The following is a 12,064-nucleotide window of genomic DNA, read 5'->3' on the forward strand; positions in this document are numbered from 1 at the left end:
CCGCGGCCGCGTTTTTGAAAGGACATGGATGTTCTCCGGGAGGTTTTCGGCTATCCCTTTATGGAGCGTCCCCATCCGTACCGCGACTAAAGCGCGTCACTAACTCCCGATTTAGATGTTGGCTGGAGCATGAACAGTAACGCTTTTGGCACTAATATAGAACATAGGTCTGCAAATGCTTGATTTTCGTGAAAACCGCATATATAGTATTAAGGAAGGTAATTGCAAGAAAAAGGAGGCATTTTAGATGAAAATAAAGAATGTGGCACTGATCGGACTTGGAGCCATGGGGGTGTTTTTTGCGCCAAGACTTGAGGAGCATCTGGGATAAGACAACTTTTGCGTAATCGCACAGGGGAAGCGGAAAGAGCGTCTCGAAAATCGGGGTGTCACGGTGAATGGTGTGAATTATCATTTCCCAATCTGCACTCCGGAAGAAGGCCGTGAGACGGATTTGATTATCATGGCAGTGAAGGATATGGGGCTGCAGCAGGCCATAGAGGATATCAGAAATTTTGTGGGTGACAGGACGCAGATACTCTGTGTTATGAATGGTGTGGAGAGCGAAGAAAAGGTGGCAGCCGTCTATGGATGGAATCATGTACTCTATTCATATATGAGAATGTCCATTGTCATGAAGAATGGCAGGGCTGACTTTGACCCTTATTGGGGCAAGGTGTATTTCGGCGAATCAGAAAATACTGTCCAGACAGAACGGGTAAAGGCGGTCAGTGAGTTGATGGAACACTGTGATATCCCATATAAGGTAGAAAAAGATATGATGTGGGGGCTTTGGTTTAAATATATGTGCAATGTCGGGGAGAACCTGACCTGTGCACTGCTGGGGATTCCCTTCGGGGCATTCCGCAGCAGCGAACCGGCCAATGAAATCCGCTGGGCGGCAATGAAGGAAGTTCAGGCAGTTGCGGCAGCAAAAGGAATCATTATAACGGAAGAGCAGATGAGAAAGCAGTACGAAACGGTCTGCAGAATTCCATATGATAATAAGCCTTCTACGCTTCAGGATCTGGAGGCAGGACACAAGACGGAGATCGATATGTTTGCAGGAGGTATGGTACGGATGGGAAAAGAACTGGGAATTGAGACCCCGATCTGCTGGATGTTACTGCAGGGAATCAAAGCGCTGGAGGAGAAGAACTGATTTGAGGAAGGGGGGAAGGTGTACTTTATAGGTGGAGAGGGGCGCTTACCTGGGGGAGAGTATGGAGCGGGGCGACTATTACAATTATGGGGATCAGGGAGATCCGGGATAACCAGAATGTAAAAGCGGTGATGCCTGCGCTGAGCGCCGAGATTATGGTTCCCTGGGAACCGGATTTTGCAGATGTCTGGATGCAGGAATTTTACGATATGTGGATGACAATTCCTTATGAGAATGACATTGAGGAGTACAAAAACCATCCGGAGAATTTTGGCTCCTTCCTGATTGGAATTAACGAGAAAGAATTTGACTATCTTAACCGTACGCTGGAATTTCCGATCGATAAAGCAAAATTTTTAGGCGGCAGAACCTGTATTTTATATAGGGACGGACTGGATTTCCAGACAATTGACCTGCAGGGGAAAACAGTGACCTGCGCGGAGTATGCCGATGTACAGAATTTCCGGACATTTGAGATTGCCGGCTTGACAGATCAAACGTATTATGCGGGCGCGCTGATTGGCTATCCTCCGACTATCATTATCAGCGATGAAGCGGCAAAGGAGTTTATCCCAGATGCATTTGTATATAAAGCGGCTGTCCGTTACCAAGAAGAATATAGTAAGGCTGCAGAGGAGGAAATACTCGGCCTTCTGCAGGCGGATCCCCATGCAAAGAGTTTTTCCTGGGAATCCAAGATAGAGGAGATGGAGTCGGTAGAAAAAGCCCAGGGAAATATGATGGAGGAGGGAATCGGAATTGTCGTGATCCTTGCATTCATCGGACTTTTGAATTACCTTAACACGGTAACCGGCAACATACAGAGCAGGCATGTTCTGGCGAAAAGGGGAAGTGTCGTAGAGCGGACCAGGGGCTTTGAATAATGAAATAAGATTTGACAGCGGGGGCAGGAAAAGGGTAAACTAAAACCATATTTTACGATGTACCGGTGCGCTGTCTCTCATTGCGGCGGTACACTAGAGCAAAGCTGATATTGCCGGAGGAGGAAACATAGGATGGAACAGAAAAAATCAGACTGGCTGACCCCGGTTCCCAAGCAGTCTTTATCAAAAATGGTGGTGGAAAAGATCAAGGAAGGCCTGATCAGCGGGGAATTAAAGCCCGGCGATTTCCTGCCTTCAGAAGCAGAATTATCTGAACGTTTTGGTGTCGGCAAATCCAGCATTCGTGAGGCTGTTAAGATGCTGGAGGCCCTGGGGGTTGTGGAGATCTGTAAGGGGAACGGAAGCCGCATATGCAGCAGCGTGGATGCTTCTGTTATGAATCCGCTTATTTTTCAGATGATCCTGATGAGTAAAGCGGAGAGTAAGGATGCACTGGTGGAATTCCGCAAGATGATCGAAACATCTGCCAGTCTCCTGGCCATTGATAATGCGGATGAGGAAGATATTGAGCGTTTAAAAGATATTCACATGAAAACAAAAAGTGATTTCAACAAGGGATGGGCGACAGTGGAAAACGACATGCTATTCCACGCGGAGATCTACAAGAGCACACACAATCCTTTTGTAGCCAGCATCGGAAACAGTATTATGGAAATGTTCCAACCGTCGCTTATGATCTCCAACCGGGATTATTCAAAGATCGTTACAGAAAATCATGATAAGATTCTGGAAGCGCTGATGCACAGGGACAAAAAGGCCATGACGCAGGCGGTTGCGGATTCGCTGGACAAATGGAAAGAACTTTCACTGGACGAAAGTCCGGATTAACAGGAAGCAGGTATCAGAAATGGTGCCTGTTTTTAATTTATTGAAAAATTAAAGGAAGACTTTTGTGTGTCAGAAAAAAGGGTTGTGCAGATTATATAAAATTGTATAGTAAACATTGTTGAAATATACAGAAAATACAAAATGATGTTGACGAAAAGAGATTGTGATGTTACCCTAACATTAGAGAACAGACATCTGATGTCTGATGTCTAAAACATGTACCCTTGGGCACGCTTAATTCATACCCAGCAGATGGATTCGCTGTAAACTGCAGAATAAAGCATACCCAAGGGTACCCTGTAACTCATGCCCTGCGGGCAGATCTGCAGCATAGCGGCAGAATAATGTATACATAAAGGAGAGAGAATTATGGCAAATATTTATTATGACAAAGATGCAGATCTGGGGCTTGTGATCGACAAGACCATTGCAATCATCGGTTATGGAAACCAGGGACGGAGCCAGGCGCTCAACATGCGCGACTCCGGTATAAAGAATGTGATCGTTGGCAGCCGTCATGACGAGTCCTATGATCAGGCAAATGAGGATGGATTTATGGTATATCCGATTGATGAGGCGGCGAAGCGGGCGGACATTATCTTCTTGCTGCTTCCGGATGAGGTGGCTCCGGAGATTTACGAAGAACAGATTGCTCCGAATCTGGAAGCCGGTAATATTGTGAACTTTGCTTCCGCATACAATATTACATTCCACAGGATTAAACCGGCGGCGGATCTGGATGTTGTCATGGCAGCTCCGAGAATGATTGGAAAAGGCGTGCGCGAACTGTATGAGCAGGGGGAAGGAGCGCCGGCATTTGTAGGCGTCCATCAGGACGCGTCAGGAATGGCCCTGGAATATGGAAAAGCGCTGTGTAAAGCAATCGGAGCCACAAGAAAGGGCGCTATCGAGGTAACGTTTGACGACGAGACCTGTCTGGATCTCATGGCAGAGCAGGGAACCTGGCCGATCATTTACAACGTATTTATGGAGGCATTCAAACTTCAGGTAGAAATGGGGCATCCGGAGGAAGCTGTATTGATGGAAATGTATCTCTCCAAAGAACCGGCGGTTATGATGGAAAAGGCAGCCGAAGTAGGATTTTTCCGTCAGCTTCCCTATCACTCTCACACCAGTCAGTATGGACAGCTGACCGGATTTCAAAAAGTGGACACGACCGAGATACGGAATTTTCTGAAGAAACAGTACGAAGGAATCAAGGGCGGCGCATTTGCAGAAGAGTGGGATAAAGAGCAGCATGAGAACAACTTAAGTACACTGGAAAAACTGGAAGAAGAAGCATTCAACTGTGAATTTACAAAGGCTGAGGACAGACTGAAAGAGCGCTTAAAATAAATCGGAGATTAGTTAAAAAGTTTAGTTTTGGCGGCGGACAGGGACGTGAAATAAAGGGATAGCTTATGGCTATCCCTTTATTTCGCTGGTTTTATCCGATCGGCAAAAAAATTGTCAGCCAGACTTCCTGACTGGGGGATGAAAAGCGGCGGCTGTTTCGTTACTGTGCACACCCTTCGGATGTGCACAGTAACGCTGTGTCTGTCCAGAAATGTAAATCCTGTAATTATGGTAGAGAAAAACCGTATTTCGTGTTAAAATATCACTATATCCTTCATAGCAGCGAAGGTGGGAAATGCCATTGGGTATGTATAAAGAATTATGGCATGTGGAGGCATACTGAATGAAGGCTGGCATATTTTTCAAAAAGCCGGGTCCCATACTGACACCGGATCAGAAACTGGGTTTCCGTGAATATTTTCCTCAAAAGGTGTATAAAACGGAACGGAACATTGCCGTGATTGTAGCAGGCACTCAGCTCTGCATGCTGTTGGTTTCAGCATGCAAAGCAGGAGGGCCTTTTGCTGATTCAGAATCAGCCCGGTATTTTTTTATGTATGTGATGCTTTTTCTTTCAACAGTCAGTATCCTACCTGTTCATGCCTCTCTTGTGAAGAAAAAGAAGTATCGGGAATACCTGTGGATCAGAAGGCTCTACGTAGTGATTTTATATGCCTGGGTTATCGGCATAACCCTTCTCGATAAGAGAAATGGAATGGGAATTGTTATCTATTGCTATCTGGTTCCGACTCTGGCGGCAGTGATGCTTCAGCCGCCGCTGGAAAGCATTCTGATCTTCGGGGGTTCATGGAGCGTGTTGACGGGAATGCTTGCATTTACCGCATCACCCCACTTTACTGCAGATCTGATTAACAGTTCATTTACGACGGTCCTGGCATTGTTTATCTCGATCCGGAGTTACCAGAGCATGGCGGTAACATACCGCGACAGGGAGACAATTGCAAAGCAGTACAGGGAAATAGAAAAGGCTAATGTGATGCTGAACAGAATGGCCTGCACGGATCAGCTGACAGGGCTGTATAACCGCAGGTATCTGATCGAAAATGTGCGCGGGCTTTTTGAATCCTATCAAAAGAGCCGGATGCATGCAGTGTTATTAATGCTGGATATCGATTATTTTAAGCAGTATAATGATACTTACGGCCATTTAAATGGAGATGAATGCCTGAAACAGATGGGGGCTGTGATCAGAACCTATTCCCAGGAAAACGGGATGATAGCGGTTCGGTATGGAGGAGAAGAATTTCTTGCTATTAAGTTCTGTGAAGCCCAGGAGGCCGGAGATTTTGCCGGAGAACTGCAGAAAAGGATCGCAAAAGCCGGCCTGCCCAGAGCGGATGCCAAAAACGGCAGGGTGACTGTCAGCATTGGCGTATGGAGGGGCAGTCTTGAGGAACTGGACAGTTTTGAGGTGGCGCTGAAATATGCGGATCAGGCATTGTATGATGCCAAAAAAGCAGGAAGGGACTGTATCTGTTATTATAATAATAGATGCAGTGTGCAGGAGAATTCATAAAATAGTAAAACGGGAGTAACAGTTAAGACTTGTCTGAACTATGACAAACGGAAAGGATAGGAAAGGGCTGAAATTATGATCAATTATTCTGAAAATGAAGAAAAATTATATCACCTTCAGATTGGCAGAGGAGATGTGGGAAGGTATGTGATTATGCCGGGTGACCCGAAACGCTGTGCCTCCATTGCAGGATACCTGGATAATCCTGTACTGATTGCTGATAATAGAGAATACATCACCTACACAGGTTCACTGGCCGGCGTAAAGGTCAGTGTGACGTCTACCGGGATCGGAGGACCGTCTGCTGCGATTGCCATAGAAGAATTGGTAATGGCCGGTGCAGATACATTTATCAGGATCGGAACCAGCGGGGGAATGGATATTGATGTAAAAAGCGGAGACCTTGTCATTGCAAACGGGGCAATCCGCATGGAAGGAACAAGTAAAGAATATGCACCCATAGAATTTCCGGCAGTGCCGGACTTTGGGGTGACGAATGCTCTCGTGAGAGCAGCGCAAAGACTGGAAAAGACTTACCACGTAGGTGTGGTACAGTGCAAAGACTCATTTTACGGCCAGCACTCACCTGAGACAAAGCCTGTGGGCTATGAACTTACAGCCAAATGGGATGCATGGGTGAAATTGGGCTGCAAGGCTTCGGAGATGGAGTCTGCGGCATTGTTTATAGCAGCCTCTTATCTGGGGGTGAGGGCAGGGTCGGTATTCCTTGTAATGGCAAACCAGGAGAGGGCAAAGCAGGGACTGGATAATCCGGTTGTCCATGACACGGACGCGGCAATCCGCGTTGCAGTAGAGGCTGTGAAAGAATTGATAAAAGAGGACCAGAGCGTGTACAATGCATCTAAATCATAGATGTTAAGTAGTGAGGAACACGGATTAAAAAGGTTTACGTATAGACCATAAGGAGTGTGAAATGGGATGGTGCCGGTGAAGAGATTGATTGAACAGGCGATGGAAGCAATGGGGAATGCGTATGCCCCCTATTCCGGCTTCAGAGTAGGAGCGGCCCTTCTGACGGAAGACGGCCGTATCTACCAGGGCTGTAATGTTGAAAATGCAGCGTATTCCCCCAGCTGCTGTGCGGAGCGGACGGCATTTTTTAAGGCTGTAAGTGAGGGGATAAGAAAGTTTGAGGCAATCTGTATTGTGGGAGGAATGAATGGAATCGTAACGGATTTGACCGCTCCCTGCGGTGTATGCCGGCAGGTAATGATGGAATTCTGCCAGCCGGACCAGTTTCAGATTATTCTGGCTCTGGATACGGAACATTATGAAATCCATTCCTTGGAAGAATTGCTGCCTGTGGGATTCGGTCCGGCTAATCTAGTACATCGTAAAACAAGTAACTGACTCATAAGCTGAGATAGATTTTCGAGAGTGCTGCTCCACAAACGCAAGCGTAGTGGGCTACGCTGAGGCTTGCGGAGCAGTACTATCGGAAATTCAGGTCGGCTTATGTGGCAGTTAATTATTTTACGATGTACTAGTATAGTATTAGGAAAGAAGACATTTGATACAGAAAAGGAGGTTACGATGAGCAAATATCAGAGAATTTTTGTAATTGTTGTGGATTCATTGGGAGTGGGGGCGGCCGATGATGCGGCAGAGTATCAGGATGCGGGCGCTGACACGCTTGGACATATTTCCCGGAGTGTGAAGCAGTTTCATATTCCGAATCTTGGAAAGCTGGGGATCGGGAATCTGCATCCTCTTGCACAGGTTCCTCCTGTACAGCATCCGCTGGCATATTATACAAAGCTGAATGAATGCAGCAGGGGTAAAGACACCATGACCGGCCACTGGGAAATCATGGGACTCAGGACAGATAAACCGTTTATTACATTCACAGAAACCGGCTTTCCAAAAGAGCTGATTGAAGAACTTGAGAAACGTACCGGTCACAAGGTCATCGGAAACCGGAGTGAGAGCGGCACGGTGATTCTGGACGAACTTGGAGAAGAAGAGATTGCGACCGGCCATATGATCGTCTACACATCCGCAGACTCTGTGCTTCAGATCTGCGGCAATGAAGAAACCTTTGACCTGCAGGAGCTGTACCGCTGCTGTGAGATAGCCAGGGAGCTGACCATGAGGGACGAGTGGAAAGTCGGGCGCGTCATAGCAAGACCTTATGTGGGGAAAAAGAAGGGAGAATTCAAAAGAACAAGCAACCGTCATGACTATGCAGTAAAGCCATTCGGGAAGACTGCGCTGGATGCGCTGAAAGAAAATGGCCTGGATGTCATATCAATCGGTAAAATCAACGACATTTTTGCGGGCCAGGGTATTACAAAGGCACTGAAATCCAAAAGCTCCGTACACGGAATGGAGCAGACCATTGAAGTGGCGGAGCACGAAGACTTCAAAGGTTTATGTTTCGTTAATCTGGTTGACTTTGACGCCTTATGGGGCCACCGGAGAGATCCCCAGGGTTATGCCCGGGAACTGGAACGGTTCGATGAAAAACTGGGAATCCTGCTGGATAGACTGAGAGAAGACGATCTACTGATCATAACAGCCGACCATGGAAACGATCCCACTTATACAGGGACAGACCACACAAGAGAAAAAGTACCGTTTCTGGCCTATTCCAAATCCATGGAAAGCGGGGGAGAACTGCCCGAGGCAGATACCTTTGCGGTAATTGGGGCGACAATCACAAAAAATTTCAACATACAAATGCCTTCAGGTACCATAGGGGAGGCTTTGTTGTAAGCGGGAGGAGTGGCTGGTATGGGGACGCTTGTCTGGAATGGGGAGGCGCCGACGGTGGGGGCGGATGCACCTAGCTAAGTGTGAGGGAAGGATGGAGGCCGCAGGGGAGGGGGAGGCGATTTCTGAGAGAGCGCGCGGTAGAACCCGTTGGAGAAAAAACAGGAAATAGGGAGGGCAGAATTTGTTTTACCAAAACAAATTCTGTTGCCGTTGGCGGCGCGAATGCATCGGCATTCGGGCCAACTGCGGCAAGTACCCTCCCTATTTCCTGTTTTTTCTCTTACGGGTTCTCCGCAAACGGACAGGATCCAGAAAATCGCCTGCCCCTCCCCTGCGGCCTCCATCCTTCCCTCACACTTAGCGGCCTCCATCCTTCCCTCACACTTAGCGGCCTCGCATCTGCCGCACAAGTTCACAATCTCCTTGACTTTTGGTGGGAGTGAGGGTATAATTGTTGTGTTGTACAACAGTTGTATTAGACAACAGTTGTACGGGAAACAAAGGCGATTTTGGGAGGAAGCATGAAGAATTATTACGTCAGTATTATCAGGCGGTGTGAGTTGGCATATATTCGAAGTGAATTGGAGGAGTTTGGACTTACCCCGCTGGAGGGGCGCCTGATACGGCTTTTGAAGGATAAGTTTTGCAGCCAGGAAGAATTGGCTGAGGATCTTGACATTGATAAAAGCAGGATTGCCCGCACGATGTTTCTCTTGGAAGAAAAAGGGCTGGTACATCGGGTGATTAATGAAAAGAACAGACGTCAGAAGATTGTTTCGCTGACTGAAAATGGGCTGAAGGTTTATGAGACCATCTGTGATATTTATGAGGCCTGGGATGATATCTGTTATAGAGGGTTTACGGACGAAGAGCGGAAGATGAATCAGGAATTTATTAAACGTATCTCCCAAAATGTAGTGGGGTACAAAAAGGAGAATGGGGGGAAGAATAATGGTTAAGAATCTTACAAACGGCAGGCCGCTGAAGCTGCTGTTTTTCTTTGCGCTGCCGATGGTGCTGGGGAATCTGTTCCAGCAGCTATATAATATGGTAGACTCTATGGTGGTGGGAAAGTTCGTTGGCGAGGATGCGCTGGCAGCGGTCGGGTCGTCCTTTCCCGTCGTATTTCTTTCTATTGCAGTTGCGGCGGGGCTTTCTATGGGGTGCACGGTTGTCATCTCGCAGTTATTCGGAGCCGGGCAGATTAAAGAGATGAAGACAACGATCTATACGGCTTTGATTACGCTGGGTGTGGTTGGGCTGTTTATCATGGCGCTGGGAGAAATCTTTTCTTCTCCTCTGCTAGGGCTTTTGGGTACGAATAAGGATATTTTTGCAGATTCACTTACATACCTGCGGATTTATTTTGGGGGCGCTATTTTCCTGTTTTTGTATAATTCTTTGAATGGTATTTATAACGCACTGGGGGACAGCCAGACTCCCCTTAAGTTTTTGATTGTTTCAGCACTGACCAATATCGTATTGGATCTGCTTTTTGTTATCCGTTTTCATATGGGTGTGGCGGGAGTGGCGTGGGCCACACTGATTGCCCAGGGGATGTGCGCGGTGTTTTCCTTTTTCGTTTTGATGCGCAGGATGAAGAAGATGGAAAATGAACCCGAATTCATTGGGGAGAAGCCGGGGCTGTTTGAGATGTCTGCAGTGAAAAGGATCGCAAAAGTAGGGGTGCCTTCTATGATTCAGCAGTCCATTGTATCCGTTAGCATGATGTTTATGCAGGGGCTTGTAAACTCTTACGGCAAGGTATTTGTTGCAGGATATACAGCGGCTACTAAGATCGATACTCTGGCCATGATGCCCAATATGAACTTTTCCAATGCAATGTCGAGCTATACGGCGCAGAATATTGGGGCAGGCAAGGAAAAACGGGTAACACAGGGGTATAAGGCGTGTCTGCTGATGGTACTGATTTTCTCTATCATAATCACCAGCGTGATCTTTTTGTTTGGACCGCATCTCCTGGGGCTCTTTTTGAATGCCGGCTCTGCAGGTACTGCTATGGGATACGGGCTGAAATATATGAAGACAGTTTCTGTATTTTATGTGCTGATGGGCTTTATGTTTGTAGGAAATGGTCTGCTCCGTGGGGCTGGGGATATGGGGGCATTTATGCTGAGTTCCATATCAAATCTGGTTTCAAGAGTCGTGATTGCTTACCTGCTGGCTTATTTTATCGGGTCAAGCGCCATCTGGTGGTCAATACCTATCGGGTGGGGAATCGGATCGATCTTTTCATTCCTGCGGATTAGAAGTGGGAAATGGAAGGCAAGGAAACTCTTAGAGAATTAATTCGTGGGGGACGCCACGAAATCAAGGAAAGGCAGAGGCAGCAGAAAGCGGGCACAGTTGTGTCTGGTTCCTGCTGCCTCTGTCTTTTCCTGCCCTAGTATAAGACAATCTAAATACCTTACTGTTTTGCAGGCCAGATTTTGTCTATTTATTGTCGGATTTATAAAAAATTCATTTGCTATCTGAAATAAGACATGGTATATTTTGCTCATAGATATCATAGAAGTGGTCACTTCTTATTTTCTATCCGGCGATCCGCCGGAACATTCAGCACAATGTCAGAGAACAGAACAAAGAGGGGGATGGTGCCTATTGGGCGTATAATATCAGTTTGCTTATGATTGCAAAGAAACATGAAAAATACTATAATTAAGGAGAACTAAGATACATGCAGGAAAAGAAAAAACTGAATAAGCAGATACAGAAAAACAGCTCGATTTTGGCGCCGCTGCAGAGATTGAATCTTATGGACGATTTTTTGTTTGATATCGCCACGCTGGATCTGGAATTGTGCAAGATTATACTGGAATTGTCTTTGGGATTCCGTATCCGGAGTATACGCTGGAAAGAAGGGCAGAAGGTCGTACATAATCTGCCGGGAAAGCGGGGGATTAGGATGGATTTCTATGTTGAGGACGAAGAAGGCAGGATTTTTGATGTTGAGATGCAGAAGCGCAATGAGGGTAATATTCCAAAACGCACCAGGTTCTATCAGGCGCTGCTGGATGCGCCCCTCTTGGAGAGTGGCGAAAAAGGATTCGATAGTTTGAACCCGACGTATATTATCGTGATTTGTGGATTTGATCTCTATGGGCTTGGCAGATACAGATATACCTTCGAAAACCGATGCTGTGAAGTGGAGGGACTCGTCTTGGGAGATGAATGTAAAAAAGTGATTCTCAATACAAAAGGAACAAATAACGATGAGGTGGAACAGACACTCATTGATTTTCTGCGATACGTAGAACACAGTACGGAGGAAAGGGTTCCTGATGGGTGCGATGAGCGGTTAAAGTATCTGCATGAGAAGATTAAAGGAATCAAATCAAATGAGCAGATGGGAGTGACCTATATGAAGATGGAAGAAAGGGACAGGTTGATTAAGGAGGAAGGAATAGAACAGGGGATAGAACAGGGGATAGAACAGGGCATTAAGTATAATGTACCCATAGATGTGGACACATTAAGAAGAAGGGTTCCCTAAAAATGGACACTAAAAAGAAGGCATAA

At 46.6% G+C, this 12,064-nt stretch carries 11 protein-coding genes; all 11 read left to right on the top strand.

Features of this window, described 5'->3' with window-relative positions; all coding sequences use genetic code 11:
• Window positions 1–346 precede the first annotated feature (346 nt).
• The 11 genes from ARB69_RS24680 (at window position 347) to ARB69_RS25705 (ending at window position 12,038) form a co-directional block, all read left to right on the top strand.
• Window positions 347–1,162 carry a 2-dehydropantoate 2-reductase gene (locus ARB69_RS24680; RefSeq protein ID WP_330377761.1) on the top strand — a complete coding sequence of 272 codons (816 nt, stop codon included), beginning with the start codon at window positions 347–349 and terminating at the stop codon, window positions 1,160–1,162.
• A gap of 86 nt (window positions 1,163–1,248) precedes the next feature.
• Window positions 1,249–2,046 (top strand): hypothetical protein, encoded by a 798-nt coding sequence (locus ARB69_RS24685; RefSeq protein ID WP_055155308.1) that lies wholly within the window; start codon window positions 1,249–1,251, stop codon window positions 2,044–2,046.
• Window positions 2,047–2,178: 132 nt separating this feature from the next.
• The gene (locus tag ARB69_RS24690) at window positions 2,179–2,895 is read left to right on the top strand and encodes a FadR/GntR family transcriptional regulator (RefSeq protein WP_055155309.1); all 717 of its coding nucleotides are present in this window, start codon (window positions 2,179–2,181) and stop codon (window positions 2,893–2,895) included.
• Window positions 2,896–3,264: 369 nt separating this feature from the next.
• On the top strand, window positions 3,265–4,251 hold the full coding sequence (ilvC, locus tag ARB69_RS24695; protein ID WP_050638703.1) for a ketol-acid reductoisomerase: 987 nt from the start codon (window positions 3,265–3,267) through the stop codon (window positions 4,249–4,251).
• Between the two features lie 343 nt (window positions 4,252–4,594).
• Window positions 4,595–5,788 (top strand): GGDEF domain-containing protein, encoded by a 1,194-nt coding sequence (locus tag ARB69_RS24700; protein WP_050638702.1) that lies wholly within the window; start codon window positions 4,595–4,597, stop codon window positions 5,786–5,788.
• A 75-nt stretch (window positions 5,789–5,863) separates the two neighbouring features.
• Window positions 5,864–6,661 carry a uridine phosphorylase gene (gene udp, locus ARB69_RS24705; RefSeq protein ID WP_050638701.1) on the top strand — a complete coding sequence of 266 codons (798 nt, stop codon included), beginning with the start codon at window positions 5,864–5,866 and terminating at the stop codon, window positions 6,659–6,661.
• Between the two features lie 66 nt (window positions 6,662–6,727).
• On the top strand, window positions 6,728–7,159 hold the full coding sequence (locus tag ARB69_RS24710) for a cytidine deaminase (RefSeq protein WP_050638700.1): 432 nt from the start codon (window positions 6,728–6,730) through the stop codon (window positions 7,157–7,159).
• A gap of 183 nt (window positions 7,160–7,342) precedes the next feature.
• The gene (locus tag ARB69_RS24715; protein ID WP_055155310.1) at window positions 7,343–8,524 is read left to right on the top strand and encodes a phosphopentomutase; all 1,182 of its coding nucleotides are present in this window, start codon (window positions 7,343–7,345) and stop codon (window positions 8,522–8,524) included.
• A gap of 521 nt (window positions 8,525–9,045) precedes the next feature.
• Window positions 9,046–9,483, top strand: coding sequence for a MarR family winged helix-turn-helix transcriptional regulator (locus ARB69_RS24725; RefSeq protein ID WP_055155312.1), 438 nt, complete (start codon window positions 9,046–9,048; stop codon window positions 9,481–9,483).
• Window positions 9,476–10,834: an MATE family efflux transporter gene (locus tag ARB69_RS24730; protein WP_055155313.1), complete on the top strand. Its 1,359-nt coding sequence runs from the start codon at window positions 9,476–9,478 to the stop codon at window positions 10,832–10,834. Before ARB69_RS24725 ends, ARB69_RS24730 begins: the two co-directional genes overlap by 8 nt.
• Window positions 10,835–11,222: 388 nt before the next feature.
• The gene (locus tag ARB69_RS25705) at window positions 11,223–12,038 is read left to right on the top strand and encodes an Rpn family recombination-promoting nuclease/putative transposase (protein ID WP_070102568.1); all 816 of its coding nucleotides are present in this window, start codon (window positions 11,223–11,225) and stop codon (window positions 12,036–12,038) included.
• Window positions 12,039–12,064: the final 26 nt, after the last annotated feature.

The sequence above is a fragment of the Faecalicatena contorta genome (genome assembly GCF_001404335.1).
In the GTDB taxonomy this organism is placed as follows: domain Bacteria; phylum Bacillota; class Clostridia; order Lachnospirales; family Lachnospiraceae; genus Faecalicatena; species Faecalicatena contortus_B.

Coding starts and splice junctions, on each gene's coding strand:
- udp (WP_050638701.1), top strand. CDS start 5,864: ATGATCAATTATTCTGAAAATGAAGAAAAATTATATCACCTTCAGATT.
- ARB69_RS24685 (WP_055155308.1), top strand. CDS start 1,249: ATGGGGATCAGGGAGATCCGGGATAACCAGAATGTAAAAGCGGTGATG.
- ARB69_RS24690 (WP_055155309.1), top strand. CDS start 2,179: ATGGAACAGAAAAAATCAGACTGGCTGACCCCGGTTCCCAAGCAGTCT.
- ARB69_RS24700 (WP_050638702.1), top strand. CDS start 4,595: ATGAAGGCTGGCATATTTTTCAAAAAGCCGGGTCCCATACTGACACCG.
- ARB69_RS25705 (WP_070102568.1), top strand. CDS start 11,223: ATGCAGGAAAAGAAAAAACTGAATAAGCAGATACAGAAAAACAGCTCG.
- ilvC (WP_050638703.1), top strand. CDS start 3,265: ATGGCAAATATTTATTATGACAAAGATGCAGATCTGGGGCTTGTGATC.
- ARB69_RS24725 (WP_055155312.1), top strand. CDS start 9,046: ATGAAGAATTATTACGTCAGTATTATCAGGCGGTGTGAGTTGGCATAT.
- ARB69_RS24730 (WP_055155313.1), top strand. CDS start 9,476: ATGGTTAAGAATCTTACAAACGGCAGGCCGCTGAAGCTGCTGTTTTTC.
- ARB69_RS24715 (WP_055155310.1), top strand. CDS start 7,343: ATGAGCAAATATCAGAGAATTTTTGTAATTGTTGTGGATTCATTGGGA.
- ARB69_RS24710 (WP_050638700.1), top strand. CDS start 6,728: ATGGTGCCGGTGAAGAGATTGATTGAACAGGCGATGGAAGCAATGGGG.